This is a genomic window from Brachybacterium equifaecis, from assembly GCF_023509525.1.
Lineage (GTDB): Bacteria > Actinomycetota > Actinomycetes > Actinomycetales > Dermabacteraceae > Brachybacterium > Brachybacterium equifaecis.
In genome coordinates this window covers 779617-795659 of record NZ_JAKNCJ010000001.1, presented here as the reverse complement: position 1 = coordinate 795659, position 16043 = coordinate 779617, and the positions used below count along the sequence as shown (strand labels likewise).

At 72.3% G+C, this 16043-nt stretch carries 15 protein-coding genes; 4 read left to right on the top strand and 11 right to left on the bottom strand.

Features of this window, described 5'->3' with window-relative positions; all coding sequences use genetic code 11:
* Nucleotides 1-75 precede the first annotated feature (75 nt).
* Genes Bequi_RS03660 through Bequi_RS03615 form a run of 10 tightly spaced genes read right to left on the bottom strand, consistent with a single transcriptional unit; the run spans nucleotide 76 to nucleotide 10896 of the window.
* Entirely contained in the window at nucleotides 76-924 is an 849-nt protein-coding gene (locus tag Bequi_RS03660; protein ID WP_249736587.1) for an SGNH/GDSL hydrolase family protein, read from the bottom strand.
* A gap of 7 nt (nucleotides 925-931) precedes the next feature.
* Nucleotides 932-1270 carry a cell division protein CrgA gene (locus Bequi_RS03655; protein ID WP_249736586.1) on the bottom strand — a complete coding sequence of 113 codons (339 nt, stop codon included), beginning with the start codon at nucleotides 1268-1270 and terminating at the stop codon, nucleotides 932-934.
* A gap of 44 nt (nucleotides 1271-1314) precedes the next feature.
* Nucleotides 1315-2019 (bottom strand): anthranilate synthase component II, encoded by a 705-nt coding sequence (locus tag Bequi_RS03650; RefSeq protein ID WP_249736585.1) that lies wholly within the window; start codon nucleotides 2017-2019, stop codon nucleotides 1315-1317.
* A complete protein-coding gene (gene pknB / locus Bequi_RS03645; RefSeq protein ID WP_249736584.1) occupies nucleotides 2006-4084 on the bottom strand; it encodes a Stk1 family PASTA domain-containing Ser/Thr kinase in 2079 nt (692 codons plus the stop codon). The genes Bequi_RS03650 and pknB overlap by 14 nt, the downstream gene beginning before the upstream one ends.
* Nucleotides 4081-5481, bottom strand: coding sequence for a serine/threonine-protein kinase (locus Bequi_RS03640; protein ID WP_249736583.1), 1401 nt, complete (start codon nucleotides 5479-5481; stop codon nucleotides 4081-4083). Before Bequi_RS03640 ends, pknB begins: the two co-directional genes overlap by 4 nt.
* Nucleotides 5478-6923: a peptidoglycan D,D-transpeptidase FtsI family protein gene (locus Bequi_RS03635; protein ID WP_249736582.1), complete on the bottom strand. Its 1446-nt coding sequence runs from the start codon at nucleotides 6921-6923 to the stop codon at nucleotides 5478-5480. The genes Bequi_RS03640 and Bequi_RS03635 overlap by 4 nt, the downstream gene beginning before the upstream one ends.
* Nucleotides 6920-8341 carry an FtsW/RodA/SpoVE family cell cycle protein gene (locus Bequi_RS03630; protein WP_249736581.1) on the bottom strand — a complete coding sequence of 474 codons (1422 nt, stop codon included), beginning with the start codon at nucleotides 8339-8341 and terminating at the stop codon, nucleotides 6920-6922. Before Bequi_RS03630 ends, Bequi_RS03635 begins: the two co-directional genes overlap by 4 nt.
* Nucleotides 8341-9678 carry a PP2C family protein-serine/threonine phosphatase gene (locus Bequi_RS03625; RefSeq protein ID WP_249736580.1) on the bottom strand — a complete coding sequence of 446 codons (1338 nt, stop codon included), beginning with the start codon at nucleotides 9676-9678 and terminating at the stop codon, nucleotides 8341-8343. The genes Bequi_RS03630 and Bequi_RS03625 overlap by 1 nt, the downstream gene beginning before the upstream one ends.
* Nucleotides 9675-10178, bottom strand: coding sequence for an FHA domain-containing protein FhaB/FipA (locus tag Bequi_RS03620; RefSeq protein ID WP_249736579.1), 504 nt, complete (start codon nucleotides 10176-10178; stop codon nucleotides 9675-9677). The genes Bequi_RS03625 and Bequi_RS03620 overlap by 4 nt, the downstream gene beginning before the upstream one ends.
* 7 nt (nucleotides 10179-10185) lie before the next feature.
* The gene (locus Bequi_RS03615) at nucleotides 10186-10896 is read right to left on the bottom strand and encodes an FHA domain-containing protein (protein ID WP_249736578.1); all 711 of its coding nucleotides are present in this window, start codon (nucleotides 10894-10896) and stop codon (nucleotides 10186-10188) included.
* Between the two features lie 165 nt (nucleotides 10897-11061).
* On the opposite strand from Bequi_RS03615, the gene Bequi_RS03610 reads away from it, so the two are divergent.
* The 4 genes from Bequi_RS03610 to Bequi_RS03595 all read left to right on the top strand — a co-directional run bounded on the left by Bequi_RS03610 (nucleotide 11062) and on the right by Bequi_RS03595 (nucleotide 14826).
* Nucleotides 11062-11916, top strand: a complete 855-nt coding sequence (locus Bequi_RS03610; RefSeq protein ID WP_283774566.1) for a serine hydrolase domain-containing protein — start codon at nucleotides 11062-11064, stop codon at nucleotides 11914-11916.
* Nucleotides 11913-12368 (top strand): DUF3817 domain-containing protein, encoded by a 456-nt coding sequence (locus Bequi_RS03605; RefSeq protein ID WP_347271963.1) that lies wholly within the window; start codon nucleotides 11913-11915, stop codon nucleotides 12366-12368. The genes Bequi_RS03610 and Bequi_RS03605 overlap by 4 nt, the downstream gene beginning before the upstream one ends.
* A 60-nt stretch (nucleotides 12369-12428) precedes the next feature.
* Nucleotides 12429-13577: an NAD-dependent epimerase/dehydratase family protein gene (locus Bequi_RS03600; RefSeq protein WP_249736576.1), complete on the top strand. Its 1149-nt coding sequence runs from the start codon at nucleotides 12429-12431 to the stop codon at nucleotides 13575-13577.
* Between the two features lie 73 nt (nucleotides 13578-13650).
* Nucleotides 13651-14826, top strand: coding sequence for a glycosyltransferase family 4 protein (locus tag Bequi_RS03595; protein WP_249736575.1), 1176 nt, complete (start codon nucleotides 13651-13653; stop codon nucleotides 14824-14826).
* Between the two features lie 69 nt (nucleotides 14827-14895).
* Here the strand turns inward: Bequi_RS03595 and Bequi_RS03590 are convergent, their stop codons facing one another.
* The gene (locus Bequi_RS03590) at nucleotides 14896-16035 is read right to left on the bottom strand and encodes a WD40 repeat domain-containing protein (RefSeq protein WP_249736574.1); all 1140 of its coding nucleotides are present in this window, start codon (nucleotides 16033-16035) and stop codon (nucleotides 14896-14898) included.
* Nucleotides 16036-16043: the final 8 nt, after the last annotated feature.

The following is a 16043-nucleotide window of genomic DNA, read 5'->3' as shown; positions in this document are numbered from 1 at the left end:
GAGGCATGAACCGGCTCACACGCTGGGCGGACGCTCCGGCACTCGCGCACCCGGACGCTCTGGCACCCGCGCGCCTCAGCTGTCCTCGGGCTCCGTCGCGGAGACGCCCAGGGGCATGGGCTTGCCGAAGACGGGAGCGGCGAGCGGCCGCTTCGGAGCGAGGCCGTCGCCGGAGGACTGCCCGCGCAGGCGCCGCAGCACCCACGGGCCGAAGTGCACGCGCGCCCAGTGCAGGTCCTGCTGCCGGGCTTCGCGCCAGGGCCGCGACTCCGGGTCCTCCAGGGGATGGGGCTCCAGGGTGCTCTCCACGCCGAGGGTGTCGAGCACGTGGGCGGCGATCGCGAGGTGCCCCTCGGGAGAGAAGTGCAGACGGTCCTCGGCCCACATCGCCGGGTTCGTGAGGGACCGCAGCGCCCACAGGTCCACGAGCGCCGCATCGTGGCGCTGGGCGACGACGCGCAGGTTCTCGTTGAAGATCGCCACGCGCCCGCGGATCAGGTGGGCCATCGCCGCATGACCGGGATCGGGACCGGTCCACAGCAGGACCGTCGCCCCGGCGTCGGCGATCGAGCCGACGGCCTCGTCCAGCGCCGCGGCGATCTCGTCGGGATCGCGCCCGCGGATCACGTCGTTGCCGCCCGCGCAGATGCTCAGCAGATCGGGGCGCAGGGCGAGCGCAGGCTCCAGCTGCTCATCGAGGATCTGGCGGTGCAGCCGGCCGCGGATCGCGAGATTCGCGTACTCGAAGCCGTCCACGCCGCGGCCCAGCTCCTGCGCGACCAGATCGGCCCAGCCGCGGTTCCCGCCGGGGGAGTCGGGATCGGGATCGCCGATGCCCTCGGTGAAGGAGTCGCCGATGGCGACGAAGCGCCGCCACGGCTGCGGGGCGTCGGCCGACGGGCCGTCCATGACAGGGTGCGACATGCGGGGCCTACTTCCAGAACATCAGGGTGATGCCGCCGATCGCCATGATCCCGAAGCCCACGAGCAGGTTCCAGTTCCCGATCGGCACGGGCAGCTGGCCGGTCGAGAGGTAGTAGACCATCAGGTAGATCAGGCCGATGATCAGCAGCGTGACCGCGAGCGGGGCGAGCCACGAGGGGCTCTCCGTGCTCGCGGCCGAGCGGCGCCGACCCGGAGTGCGCGCGCTCTCCCGCTCGGCCTCTGCGGCGCGGCGGGCGACGTCGGCGTCCTTGGCCTTCTCGCGCGCGGGATCCGTCGCGGTGCTGCGGCTCGCCGCCGCGCGGGTGGTCTGCTTCTTCGCCGCCATGGCTGTGTGCTCCGTTCGGGCCGGGGGTCGTCGTAGGTGGGGGTTCAGCTCGCGCTGAGCAGCGGCGCGAGTCCGCGCGCGCGATCGGCTCCGTCGATGCCGTCGCACAGCTCGAGGAAGCGCGCGAACATCAGGTGCCCGTGCTCGGTCAGCACCGACTCCGGGTGGAACTGCACCCCGTGCAGGGGCAGCTCCCGGTGGGCGAGGCCCATGATCGCGCCGTCCTCCGTGCGTGCAGTGACCACGAGCTCGGCGGGCACCGTCTCGGGGACCACCGCGAGCGAGTGGTACCGGGTCGCGGTGAGCGGGCTCGGCACGCCGGTGAAGACGCTCGCGCCGTCATGGGTGAGGACGCTCGTGCGCCCGTGCATGAGCTGGGGCGCGTGCGCGACCGTGGCGCCGAAGTGCTCGCCGAGAGCCTGGTGGCCGAGGCACACCCCGAGCATCGGCACGCCGAGCTCAGCGCAGCGCCCGATCACCTCGAGGGAGCGTCCGGCCGTGCCGGGGTTGCCGGGGCCGGGGGAGACGAGCACGCCGTCGAAGCCCTCGAGGTCCACCAGCCCCTCATCGGTGCTCGGCACGGCATCGTTGCGCACGACCGTGCACTGCGCGCCCATCTGCTCGAGGTACCCGACGATCGTGAAGACGAAGCTGTCGTAGTTGTCGATCACGAGGATCCGCGCGCCCGCGCCCGAACCTGCGTCCGCGGTCGCGGGAGCGTGCGCGGAGCTCGTCTCATCCCTGGTCATCGCCGTCGCCTCCTGCGGGGTCGCTCGGTGCGGGGGTGGTCGTCGGCGCGGGCGCCGTGGTGCTGGGGGCGGGGGTCGTCGACGCGGGGGTGGGCGTCGCGGGGCCCGAGGAGACCACGATCGTGACCGTGATCTTCGGATCCACGAGGCTGCCGCCCTCCGGATCGGTGCGGATCACGCGACCGGCCGCGACGGTGTCGGAGGCCTCGCGCGTGGGGTTCGCTCCGAAACCGGCGCCCGTGAGCGTCGCGTTCGCCTCCGCCTCGGTCATGCCGACGACGTTGTCCAGGGCGACCTGCCCGGGGGACTTCGCGAGCGTGACCGTGACGCTGCCGCCGACCTTGCCGGAGCCGCCCGCCGGATCCTGGCCGATGACGGTGCCCGCGGTCGCGGCAGGGTCCTCCTGCTCGCGGAACGTCGCCTTGAACCCGGCGTCGTCCAGGGCCTTCTGGGCCTCCTCGCGGCTGAGGCCGGAGAGATCGGGGATCTCGTTGGAGCCGCTGGCGAGGGTCACAGTGATCGTGTCCCCGGCCTTGCCGGTGCCGCCGGGGGCGGGGTTCTGGCTGATGACGGTGCCGGCGGCCTCCTTGGAGTCCACCGTCTCCCCGACCGCGAGCGTCAGCCCGTGCTCGGCCAGAGCCGCCTCGGCGGCGCTGCGCTGCATGCCCGTGAGATCGGGGATCTGGGAGTCGGCCGGGCCCGAGGAGACGGACACGGCGACCGTGCTGCCCTGCGCCACCTGCGACCCCGCACCGGGATCGGTCGAGATGACGTGGTCGGCCTCGACATCGGTGCTGGGAGCCGGGGTGAACTGGGGCGTCAGCCCCTCGCCCTCGAGTGTCGTGCGCGCCTGCTCCTGGGTCATGTTCACGACGTCCGGAACCGCGACGGTGGCCGGCGCGCTGTCGCGCGGCCAGAGGAAGAACAGGGCGGCGCCGAGCACGGCGAGCGCCGCGATCCCCAGCAGGATGTACAGCCAGACCGGCTTCTTGGGCTCCTCCTCCTCGGCGGGCGCGGGGACGACGGGAGCGGCGGGAGCCGTCCCCAGGGTGCCTGTCGGCCGCGCGGCGTGGCGGCCCGCGGAGGCGGCGCCGGCTGCGGCGGCCGTCGCGGGCAGGAACTCCGTGCGGTCGGCGTCGACTGCGCCGAGCACGGTGGTCGCCTCGGCGTCGTCGCGCGGCTGGGGGTCTCCCTCGCCGAGCTCCGGGGAGCGACCGCTCATCACCGCGGCGATGTCCCGCGCGAACGCGGCCGCGGAGGCGTAGCGGGCCTCGCGGTCCTTCGCGAGACCGGTGAGGATGACGGCGTCGAGGTCCTCGTTGATGCGAGCGTTGAACGTCGAGGGCGCCACGGGCGTCTCGCGCACATGCTGGTAGGCGATCGAGACGGGGCTGTCCCCGGTGAAGGGCGGTCGGCCCGTGAGCATCTCGTAGTAGACGCACGCGGCGGAGTAGATGTCGCTGCGGGCGTCGACCAGCTGGCCGCGCGCCTGCTCGGGCGAGAGGTACTGGGCGGTGCCCATGACCGCCTGGGTCTGCGTCATGCCAGTGGCGTCCGAGAGGGCGCGGGCGATGCCGAAGTCCATCACCTTCACGTCGCCGTCGTCGGTGATCATGATGTTGCCCGGCTTGATGTCGCGGTGCACGATCCCGGCCTGGTGGGAGTACTCCAGGGCCGACAGCAGCGCCGCCATGATCTGCGAGGCCCGCTGCACGGGCATGCCCGCCTCGGGATCGATGAACTCGCGCAGCGTGCGCCCGTGGACGTACTCCATCACGATGTAGGGGATCGTGAGCTCGTTGCCGGTGAAGTCGCGCGAGGTCTCCTCGCCCGTGTCGTACACGGCGACGATGGAGGGATGGTTCAGCCCGGCGGCGCTCTGCGCCTCGCGCCGGAACCGCTCCTGGAAGTTGGTGTCGCGGGCGAGCTCGGTGCGCAGGATCTTCACGGCGACCGTGCGATGCAGCCGGCGGTCCTCCGCCAGGTAGACGTCGGCCATGCCGCCATGGCCGAGGGCCTTGCCGACGGCGTAGCGCCCGGCCAGGACGAGCTTCTCTTCGTTCACAGTCCTACCATCCTCGTGCCGAGATCCGTGCTGACCCCGGAGGCCAGCGTACCGACGGGTGCCGAGGGCGCCTGAGGCGCCCCCGAGAAGGGCAGCGGGAACACGCCGAGCGTGCCGAGCACGGCCGCTGCCGCGATGACCAGGAGCAGGATCGCCAGCACCAGACCGGGGACCGAGAACGGCCCGATCTTGGCGCCGGTGCTCGTGCCCTGGGCGGGAGGCTTCTGGGCCGCGGGAGCAGCCGGGTTCGCCGAGTCCCGCGTGAACACGGGGTTCGCGGAGAACACCCCGGGATCGTTCGCCGAGGCGGCCGACGCCGCGGAGAGGGCCGACGATGCGGACATCGCGGAGGACGCCGACCGCGCCGACGAGGACGAGTACGCCGAGGCGCCCGAGCGGTGGCGCACCCCGCGCCGCGATCCCGACAGGGGCAGCGGCATCGCCGCGGTGCGCGTGCTCGCCGGGGAGGCCGGGCGGGAGCGGCCCGCGGCGCTCCCCGAGAGGGCGCCGTCGTAGGAGCTCGGCTGCGCCGCGACGCTGCTCGCCGGATCCGTCGCGAACTGCGGCTCCTCGCCCCGCTGGATGGACTCGAGGATGCGGGCGACCGCGGCCGCGGAGCGCGGGCGGTTCGCCGGCGCCTTCGCGAGCGTCATCATCACGAGCTGGCGCAGGTCGGGGCTGACGGTGTCGGGCAGCGCGGGCGGCTGCTGCTTCACCTGCGCCATGGCGATCTCCACCTGGCTGGAGCCGGTGAAGGGCCGATGCCCGGTGAGCATCTCGTAGGCGACGATGCCGAGCGCGTAGACGTCCGACAGCGACGTGGCCTGCTTGCCCATCGCCTGCTCGGGGGAGAGGTACTGGGCCGTTCCCATGACCAGCCCGGTCTTCGTCAGCCGCGCCTGGTCCTGGCTGCGGGCGATCCCGAAGTCGGTGATCTTCATGGTCCAGTCGCCGGCGTCGTCCACCAGGATGTTCTCCGGCTTCACATCGCGGTGCACCACGCCCTTGGCGTGGGCGGCATCCAGCGCGCGCGCCAGGGCGATGAGGAGCGAGACCGCGCGGCCCTCCGGCAGCCCCGAGGGGTTCTCCTCGATGATCTCCGACACCGGCCGGCCCGCGCACAGCTCCATCACGATGTAGGCGCGACCGTCGAGCTCGCCGTAGTCGTACAGCGCCGCGATCGTGTCGTGGCTGAGCGCGGCGGTGTGCCGGGCCTCCGCGCGGAAGCGCTTGAGGAAGCCCTCGTCGAAGGCGTACTCGTCGCGCAGCACCTTCACGGCGACGTCGCGGTCCAGGTCCTGGTCCCAGCCGCGCCACACCTCGCCCATGCCGCCGGTGGCGATCAGCGAATCCAGCCGGTACCGGTCCTCCAGCACGAGCCCCTGGGAAGTCTTCACGGGTTCACCACCGCCTCCATGACGTCCTTCGCGATCGGCGCGGCCACGGCCGACCCGTACCCGCCCTCCTCCACGACCACGGCGACCGCCACGGTGCGCTCGCCGCTCTTCGCATAGCCCGCGAACCACGAGTGGGCCGCGCGGCCCTCTCCCCATTCGGCGGTGCCGGTCTTGCCGCCCACTTCGACGCCGTCGATGCGGGCGGACTTCCCGGTGCCGTCCTCGACGGTGGCGACCATCATCTCGCGCATCTGCGCGGCGTTGGAGGCGCTGAGCGGCTGCGAGAGCTGGCGCGGGGTCAGCTCGGAGATCACGGAGAGATCGCTCGTGCGCACCTGCTGGACGAGCTGCGGCTCCATCACCCGGCCGTCGGCCGCGAAGGATCCCGCGACCATCGCCATCTGCAGGGGCGTCACGCGGTCCTCGAACTGGCCGATCGAGGAGGTCGCGATCTGCGCCCCGTCGAGGTCCGTGCCGATGGTGGAGGGGGAGACCGACAGGGGGATCTGCAGGCGCTGCCCGAAGCCGTACTCGGCGACGGTGCTCGCGAGGGCGTCCTCCCCGAGGTCCGTGCCCAGGAGCGCGAAGGAGGTGTTGCAGGACTGCTGCATCGCCTCCTGGAGGGTGGACTGGTCCTGGGGGCCGCAGGCGGTCGCGTCGCCCCCGGCGTGGTTGTACATCACGCTCGAGGAGTTCGGCAGGGTGAGCGTGCCGGGGCCCGGGATGACGGTGTCCTTCGTGTACTTCCCGCTGTCCAGGGCCGCGGCGGCGACCAGCAGCTTGAAGGTCGAGCCCGGCGGGTAGAGGTCCCCGCCGATGGCGCGGTTGGTCAGCGGGCGCTCGGGATCGTCGTTGAGCTGCTTCCAGGCGGCCTGCACGGCAGATGTGTCGTGGGAGGACAGCGCGTTGGGGTCGTAGCTCGGCGCGGAGACGAGCGCGAGGATCTGGCCGGTCTCCGGGTCCAGGGCCACGACCGCGCCGCGGCGGCCGTCCAGCGCGTCCCAGGCCGCCTGCTGGGCGGCGGGATCCAGGGTGAGCTCGACCGTGGCGCCCTGGGGCGAGCGGCCGGAGACCGTATCGGCCAGGCGCTGGTAGAAGAGGGCGTCGGAATCGCCCGAGAGGGTGCCGTTGAGGGCGCGCTCGAGACCGCCGAAGCCGTAGACCACCGAGTAGAAGCCCGTGACGGGCGCGTACATGGCCCCCGGGTCGTACTGGCGGCTGAAGCCGTAGGTGTCGTCGGTGGGGGAGGACTGGGCGATCGGCTGCCCCGCGACGACGATCGGTCCGCGGTGCTTGTTGAACTCGTTGTAGATCGTGCGGGCGTTGCGGCCGTCGGCGTTCAAGGAGCCGGCGGCGATCACGTGGAAGTACGTGGTGGAGCCGAACAGCAGCAGGAACAGGACGCTGACGACCAGCCACACGTGGCGCAGGGGCTTGTTCACGCGGTCACCTCCCGGGCCGGGGACGGCGCATCCGACGGGCCGGATGCGGAGCCGGACGCGGGGGCGGCGGGCGCGGCGCCGAGCCGGCGCGCGGCCGGGCGGCGCGCGGCGTCGGACATCCGCACCAGCAGCGCCGCGATGATCCAGTTGCACACCAGGGAGCTGCCGCCCGAGGCCAGGAACGGCAGGGTCAGTCCCGTCAGCGGGATCACGCGCGTCACCCCGCCGACGACCACGAACACCTGCAGCGCGATCACGAAGCCGAGACCGCCCGCGAGGAGCGTCCCGAACCCGTCGGAGATCCCGACCGCGGCGCGCAGGGCCCGCTGCACGAGCAGCAGGTAGAGCAGGAGCACCGCGAAGGCGCCCACGAGCCCGAGCTCCTCGGCGAGCGAGGTGAAGATGAAGTCCGAGTGGCCGAAGGGCACGACGTTCGGGCGGCCCTCGCCGAGGCCGGTGCCGATGAGGCCTCCGCTGGCCATGCCGAACAGGCCCTTGGCGATCTGCTCGCAGGGGCCGTAGTTCTCGGGGCTCAGCGGATCCAGCCAGCACGTCAGGCGGCGGCGCACGTGGGAGACCTGCGTGACGGCCACGATCGCGGGCGGCAGGAACATCACCGCGCCGATGACCAGCCAGCTCAGGCGATCGGTGGCGACGTACAGCATCGCCACGAACAGTCCGAAGAACAGCAGCGAGGTGCCGAGATCCGTCTCGAAGACGAGGATCGCGATGCCGAGCGCCCAGGCCACGAGGATCGGGCCGAAGTCGCTCCAGCGGGGGAAGTGGATCCCCAGCACTTTCGGGCCGGCGAGGGCGAGGGTGTCGCGGCGCGAGACGAGGTAGCCGGCGAAGAAGAGGGCGAAGAAGATCTTCGCGAGCTCGGCGGGCTGGAACGAGTAGCCGGCGATCGAGATCCAGATGCGCGAGCCCAGGTTCTCCTGGCCGATGATCGGGGCGAGCGGCAGCAGCAGGAGCAGCGCCCCGCAGGCCGCCGAGATCCACGTGTAGCGGCGCAGCACGCGGTGGTCGCGCAGCAGCACGAGCACGGCGGCGGCGAGGATCGCGCCGAGTATCGTCCACAGCAGCTGCCGGCTCGCGTACTCGATCTGCGCGCTCGTGAACAGGTTCATGGCGGTGTCGTAGCTGTGGATCACCGCGAGTCCGATGCCGTTGAGCAGCACGACGATCGGGAGTATGGCCGGATCGGCGTACGGCGCCCTCCACATCACCACGGCCTGCAGCACGACCACGATCACCGCGGCGATGATGCCGATCTGCAGGAGGTTCTCCGGCAGCGCGCCGCTGCGGCCCAGGTCCACCAGGGCATAGGCCAGCACCCCGAGGGCGGCTGCGGCGATCAGGAGGATCGCCTGCAGCGTGCGACGGGTCCGCGCGGTGTAGGAGACGACCGTGACCACTACTGGCCCGTGCTCGGGGACTCCGACGGCGCGGCCGGGGAGGCGGGGGCGGTCGACGCCGGGTCCGACGGCGAGGCGGATTCGGTCGCCGCGGGGCTCGGGGAGGCCGTGGGCAGGGGCTGGGGGACCTGCGAGCGCAGGCGCTCGACGATGGAGCGGGCCCCGGGCAGGTCGTCGGCCGCGATGGTCGAGGCGACCTGCTGGCGGGTCACGGTGGGAAGGCTCGCGACGGTGATGTCGGTGCGCTCGACCGGCTCGGAGAGGGAGATCGGTCCGAGATCCTGGGGCAGGCCCTTGAAGATCGCGACGTTCGCGCCGTCGGCGCCCACGTAGTACTGCTGCTGGGACCAGGCGTACGCCGCCCACAGCCCGCCGATGATCACCGCGCCCAGCAGGCCGATCGTCATGATCGCCGGCCAGATGCTGCGCCGCGGGGGCTCCTCCTCGTCGAAGTCCTCATCGGAGTAGGGGGGCTCGGCGGGGGAGGTGCGCGTGAGGGCGGCGGCCTTGGCGGCAGGACCGGCCGCGGCGGTCGGCTGGTTGCGGTTGCGCGCGGCGGAGCCGACGATCAGGGGCGCCGTCGAGGGCGCCTCCGCTCCTCGCGGCAGCGCATCGAGATCCACCACGTCGGCGATCACGCAGGTGATGTTGTCGGAGCCGCCGCCGCGCAGCGCGAGCTGCACCAGCTCGGCCGCGCACTGGTCGGGATCCTCGATCTCCTGCAGGGTGCGGTCGATGGTCTCGAGGGAGACGAGACCGGAGAGCCCGTCGGAGCAGAGCATCCAGCGATCGCCCGTGCGCGCCGGGCGCAGCGAGAGGTCGAGCTCGGGATCGGCGTCGACGTCCCCGAGCACGCGCATCACCACGGAGCGCTGGGGGTGGCGCTCGGCCTCCTCGGCCGTCAGCCGCCCCTCGTCCATCAGGCGCTGCACGAAGGTGTGGTCCTTCGTGACGAGCGTCGTCTCCCCCTCGCGCAGCAGGTACGCCCGAGAGTCGCCGATGTGGGCGAGGGCGAACCGCCCCTCGGCCCGCAGCAGGGCGGTGACGGTCGTCCCGAGCCCCGCGAGGACCGGCTCGTCGCGGGCGCGGCGCAGGATCGCCTGGTTGGCCTCGAGGATCGCGGTCTCCAGGGCGGCGATCAGGTCGGAGCCGGGGGCCTCGGAGTCCAGGCGCGCGAGGTGGCCGACCACGATGGAGGAGGCGACATCGCCGCCGGCGTGCCCGCCCATGCCGTCGGCCACGAGCAGGAGGTGGCTGCCGGCGAATCCCGAGTCCTGGTTGTTGGAGCGCACCAGGCCGACATCGGTGCGTGCTGCGTACCGCAGAGCGACTGTCATCTCGGTCCTCGTCTCAGTTCGATCTCGGTGCGGCCGATCCGCACCTGGGCGCCCGGCTTGAAGGGCACCGCTCCCTCGATCCTCCGGTTCGACAGCAGCGTGCCGTTGGTGGAGCCGAGGTCCTCGACCATCCAGGTGCCGTCGGCCGCGAAGACGCGCGCGTGGCGGTTGGAGGCGTAGTCGTCATCCAGCACGAGCGTGCACTCGGGTGCGCGCCCGATCAGCACGGGGGTCGCGCCGAGGGTCAGGTTGGTGCCGCGCAGGGGGCCTGCGGTCACGACCAGCTGCGTGAGCACGGCGGCCGGCTCGGTGCGCAGGTTCGCGGCCTGGGAGGGATCGGCGCTCGGCCGCTGCTCGCGCCGCGGATCCGGCTTCGAGCCGCGGCTGACCACGGTCGTGCCGAACAGGTCGCTGCGCAGGATCAGCAGCACGGCCACGACGAACAGCCACAGGCCGATCACGAAGCCGAAGCGCAGGACCAGGATGGTCAGCTCGCTCATGCGCGCCTCACCACTGGGCGGCGGGGGACTGGGGCAGGATCACCGTGAGCAGGGTGCGGCCGATCTTCAGCGTCGAGCGGTCCTGGAGCGTCACGGGCGTGCGGATCCGCTCGCCGTCCACGAACGTGCCGTTGGTCGAGCCGAGATCCGTGGCCTGCAGGGCGCCGTCGGCGACGCGCAGCTCCAGGTGGTGGCGGGAGACGCCGGTGTCGTCGAGGATGATGTCCGCGTCGCCGCCGCGCCCGATCACGGTGACCGGCCCGGTGAGCAGGTACTGCTGGTCGTCGATCTCCACGATCGGGTGGCCGCTCGGGCCGGCGGCCTCGCCCGCGGTGGCGGGGGCGACCGCGCCGCGCTCGGTGCGCGACTCGGTCTCGAAGCGGCCCTCGCGGACCTCGTCGTCCCGCTCGAGCTGGACGCTGACGCCGCCGACGAACACGTACCGGTTCTTCTCGGCGTGCTCGAGGATGACGCGCTCCATCTCCTCGCGCAGCGTGTCCTCCCAGGAGGCGAAGCGCTCGTGGTCGGCGGAGTTCAGATAGATGGTGAAGACGTTCGGGGCGATGGTGCGGGTGCGGTCGAGGACCTGGATCTGGTCGTCGCACTCCCGCTTCAGCCCCTGCGCGAGGTCCAGCGGCTTGAGGTGCCCGCGGCCGGGGGCGAACACGCTCGTCACGCCGCGGTCCAGTCCGCGCTCGATCCGGTCCAAGATCCCCACGATCGGTCCTCCGCTTGCTCGGTGCTGGATGGGAAGGGCGCGCGAGGCCCGCAAGGCGCACGCCGCGCTGGTCGATCGTACCGCGCCGAGGTGAGACGCTCGGGGCCGCTGCCTGCAGGAGAGGTGCGGAGGATGTGCAGAGCGTGTGGAGCCGGGCCGGGGGCCATGTGGAATCCTGGCCGGGTGGACACCTCTGCGACCGCCCTGAAGCCCGTCCCTGCCGCGCTGCCCTTCGACTGGGCGCTGGGCGTCTCCCGTGCGGAGGGAGCGGATCCGATCCTCCTGCTCCAGGGGGATGCGGACGCCGTGCATCCCCTCGCCAGCGTCTCCAAGCCCATCGCCGCGCTCGGCGCGCTGGTCGCCGTGGAGCGGGGCATGGTCGACCTCGACGAGCCCGCGGGCCCTGAGGGCGCGACGGTGCGCCATCTGCTCGCCCACACCGCTGGATACGCCTTCGACTCGGGCGACCTCATCGGCGCTCCCGGTGCGCGGCGCGGCTACTCGAACACGGGCTTCGAGGTGCTCGGGCGCCACCTCGAGGAGGCCACCGGCTACGAGTTCGCCGACTGGATGGAGGAGGTCGTGATCGGCCCGCTCGGGCTGACGACCCTGGAGGCCGAGGGCTCTCCCGCCGCGGGGTATCGCGGCAGCGTGCGCGATCTGCTGGCCGTCGGCCGCGAGTGGCTCGCCCCCACCCTCGTCGGCGAGGCGCTCCACCGTGAGGCCGTGCACGTGCAGTTCCCCGGTCTCGTCGGGATCCTGCCGGGATACGGCCGCCAGAAGCTGAACGACTGGGGGCTCGGCGTCGAGATCCGCGCGCAGAAGTCCCCGCACTGGACGGGCCAGCGCAGCGCCCCGGAGACCTTCGGCCACTTCGGGCAGTCCGGATCGTTCCTGTGGATGGATCCGACCCGCGGCCTCTGCGCGGCGTTCCTCAGCACCGAGCCCTTCGGCGAGATGCACAAGACGGCCTGGCCCGGCATCACCGACGCGATCCTCGCGCAGGCGGACGCGGCGTGAGAGCGGCGGCGTCGGCCGGCAGCGCCGTCGATGCGGGCCGCAGGGCCGAGGCGGATGCACCCGGCGGGATCCACTGGGCGGGGCGGCTGTTCCGCGTCGTCGCGATCGCCGAGGCGATCACGTGGGCGGGCCTCCTGCTCGGGATGGCGCTGAAGTACGGGCCCGTCGGCACCGAGGCGGGGGTGTGGCTGTTCGGGCGCCTGCACGGCGGCGTGTTCGTCGCCTACCTCGCCGTGACGCTGCTGGCCGCCTGGCAGCTGCGCTGGCGCTGGTGGGTGGTGCTGCTCGCGCTCGCCGCCTCCATCCCGCCCCTGGTGACGATCGTGCTGGAGGCCTGGCTGGAGCTGTCGGGACGCCTCGCGCGGCGAGCGTCCACCGGGCGTTCGCGCCTCGTTCCCGCGCCCGTCACCAAGGCGCCTGCTCCCAGCGGAAGCGACGCTGACCTGGGCTAGGTTGGAGCGAGCGCCGGGCGCGGGCCCTGCGCGCACTCGCCCCCGAGAGGAATGCACCCGATGAAGATCGTCGTCGCCGGCGGAGACGGATTCTGCGGCTGGCCCACTGCCCTGTACCTCTCGCAGAAGGGGCACGAGGTCACGATCATCGACTCGCTCGTGCGCCGCGAGATCGACGCGGAGCTCGGCTCGAACTCGATGACCCCCATCCTTCCGCTCGCTGAGCGCGTGGCCGCGTGGAAGGAGGTCTCCGGGAAGCGCATCGAGGTCGTCATCGGCGACCTCACCGACTACGACACCGTCGCAGGCCTCCTGCGCGAGAGGCAGCCCGAGGCGTTCGTGCACTTCGCCGAGCACCGCAGCGCCCCCTACTCGATGATCGACCGCGAGCACGCGATCGAGAACCACCGCAACAACGTCGAGGGCACTCTCAACGTGCTGTGGGCGATCAAGGACTTCGCGCCCGACTGCCACCTCGTCAAGCTCGGCACGATGGGCGAGTACGGCCAGCCGAACATCGACATCGAGGAGGGCTGGATCGAGATCGAGCACAAGGGCCGGAAGGATCGCCTCCCGTTCCCCAAGCAGCCCGGCTCCTTCTACCACCTCACCAAGGTGCACGACAGCGACAACATCATGTTCGCCTGCCGCATCTGGGGCATCCGCGCCACGGATCTGAACCAGGGCGTCGTCTACGGCCTCGAGACCGACGAGACCCGGCGCGATCCGCGGCTGGTCAACCGTTTCGACTACGACGCGGTCTTCGGGACGGCCCTGAACCGCTTCATCATCCAGGCGGCCATCGGCCACGACCTCACGGTCTACGGCAACGGCTCCCAGACCCGCGGGTACCTCGACATCCAGGACACCGTGCGCTGCATCGAGATCGCCTGCGAGAACCCCGCCGATCGCGGCGAGTTCCGCGTGTACAACCAGTTCACCGAGCAGTTCTCGGTCAAGGAGCTCGCCGAGAAGGTGCAGAGGGCCGCGCGCGAGCTGGGCCTGGAGGCGAACATCGCCGCGACCGAGAACCCGCGCGTGGAGAAGTACGACCACTACTACAACGCGGTCAACACGAACCTGCTGGACCTGGGCCTCGAGCCGCACCTGCTGACCGACGAGCACATCGCCGAGGTGCTGCGCGTGGCGATGGCGAACACCGATCGGGTGCGCCGCGAGCTGGTCATGCCGACCGTCACCTGGAAGTGACGCCCGCTCGCGGACGGAGCGCCGCGGTCCGAGCCGCCGGTGCCCGTCCGCCTCGCGTGCCGGGAGCGCTCGCATGAGGATCGCGATCGTCACCGAGACGTTCCTGCCCTCGGTCGACGGCGTCGTCACGCGGCTGCGCCATGCGGTCGAGCGCTTCACGGCCGAGGGCCACGAGGTGCTCGTGATCGCCCCGGATCTCGGGGCGCGCGAGCACGCCGGGGCCCGGGTCGAGGGGATCCGCACGGTGACGCTGCCGTTCTACCGGCAGCGCCCGTGGGCCCTGCCCTCGCGGCGCGTGCGGCGCCTGCTCGCGGAATTCCGGCCCGACGTCATCCACGCCGCGCAGCCGATGATGATGGCCGCGAGCGCCGTGGGCGCGGCCCGCGCTCTCGATGCGCCTCTGGTCGCGAGCTACCACACGCACATCCCGAAGTATCTCGACCTCTACCCGGCCTGGCGCTGGGGCAAGGGGCTCGTGTGGTGGTGGATCCGCCGCCAGCACGGCCGGGCCGACGTCAACGTCGCTACCTCCCAGGCGATCCGCGAGGAGCTCGCCGCGCACGGCGTGCCGCGGCTGGAGGTCGTGCGGCGCGGGGTCGACGTCGAGGCCCACCACCCGCGATTCGCCTCCCGCGCCATGCGCGAGCGGCTGACCGGAGGGCATCCCGAACGCACTCTGCTGGTGTACGTCGGCCGTCTCGCCCCGGAGAAGGAGATCCAGAGCCTGCGGCCCCTGCTGGATCGCCGCGAGGACGTCGCGCTCGCGATCGTCGGCGACGGGCCGCACCGGAGCGAGCTCGAGCGGGTGTTCGGCCCGGACTCCGGCGGCCCGGGAGCGGGCAGGGCCGTCTTCCCCGGCTTCCTCGCCGGCGAGGAGCTCGCCTCCGCCTTCGCCAGTGCCGACGCGTTCGTCTTCCCCTCGGTCACCGAGACCCTGGGCCTCGTGATCCTGGAGGGCATGGCCTCGGGCCTGCCCGTGGTCGCCGCCCGCTCCGGGCCGACGCTGGAGCAGGTCGCCGACGGGGAGAACGGACTGCTCTACGACGCGGCCGACGCTGCCGTGCCCGGCGGCTCTCTCGACCGGGCGCTGGACCGCCTGCAGGATCCGGAGCTCGCCGCCCGGATCCGGGAGCGCGCCCGCGCCGAGGCCGAGGAGTGGTCCTGGGACGCGGCGAGCGATGACCTGCTGCGGATCTATGAGCGCGCGATCGACGTGCACGAGGGACGAGGGCGGCGCTCGCGGGGCTGAGGCGGTGCGGAGCGGAGCACTGGCGCCGGCTGCGGCCGCCCCGACGGCTCCGGCTGCGATGCGCTGACGTCAGGGCAGGTCGAAGGCCCGCGTGCTCGTGCCATCCCAGGCGATGATCCCCGTCTCCGGGACCAGGACGTACAGCACCGTGTCATCCGGTGAGAACGCGGCGGAGCGATAGGGCGCTCCGGTCCAGCGGGCCAGCTCGCCCGTCTCCCGGTCCCAGATCGTCAGCTCGTCGTAGGCCGTGCGGAAAGCAGCTCGGGTGCCCGAGCCGCCCGCGACGAAGCCCTGGTAGGAGCGCGCATCGATCGTGTGCTCGGCGACGACCGTCCCCTCGGCATCGACCACCGCCAGCTCAGGCGCGCTCGCGCGCGCGACGAGGAGGGTGCCGTCGTCGCTGTACCAGAGCTCCTCGATCTTCCCGGTGACCTGGTCGAGCACGGTGATGCGCTCGCCGGTGGCAGGATCCCAGAGCTCGGGCGGCACCCCTGGGGTGCTGGTGGTGTAGCTCGTGCGGCCCCCGACGGCCAGCACTGTGCCGTCCGGGGAGAAGGCGAGGCTCTTCTGGTCCTCCTGGCCGTGCTGGATGACGTCCACCGGGCCGCAGGAATCCGCGCTGACGTCCCAGAAGCGGATGGTCCCGTCGCTGTGGCTCGAGGCGAGGCGCGCGCCGTCGGGGCGGAAGGCCAGGTCGTACATGCCGGCCGAGCCGGACGCAGGCATCTCATGGCCGATGAGCGTCCCGCGAAGGGTGCCGTCGACGTTCACCAGCGAGATGTACCGGCCGCCGGAGAGAGCCAGCATCGTCCCGTCCGGATGCCAGGCCATCGGGGCGCCGCCGCGGACCGCCGCCTGCCGCACGACCTGGCCGCTGGCCGTATCCCAGATGGTCAGGCCGTCGCGACCGGTGGCGGCCACGAGGCTGCCGTCGGGCGAGACGATCGGGCCGGCATAGAAGATGACGTCGGGGTCGATCGGCTGCACGTCGTAGACGACGCCCTCAGGAGCGGTCTGGAAGACCTCCTCCGGGATCTCCTCGTCAGGGCCGAGGCAGCGCGCCTCGGTGCGGCGGAAGCGCGCGGTGATCGTGTCGCAGCCCGTCAGCCCCAGCGCGGCGGGCAGGAGAGCGAGGCCGAGGAGCTGGCGCCGGGCTGGGCGGCGCACGGGCAGATCTGACGGGTCGCAGAGGCGCTGCTGTGCAGTCATGCCGTCAG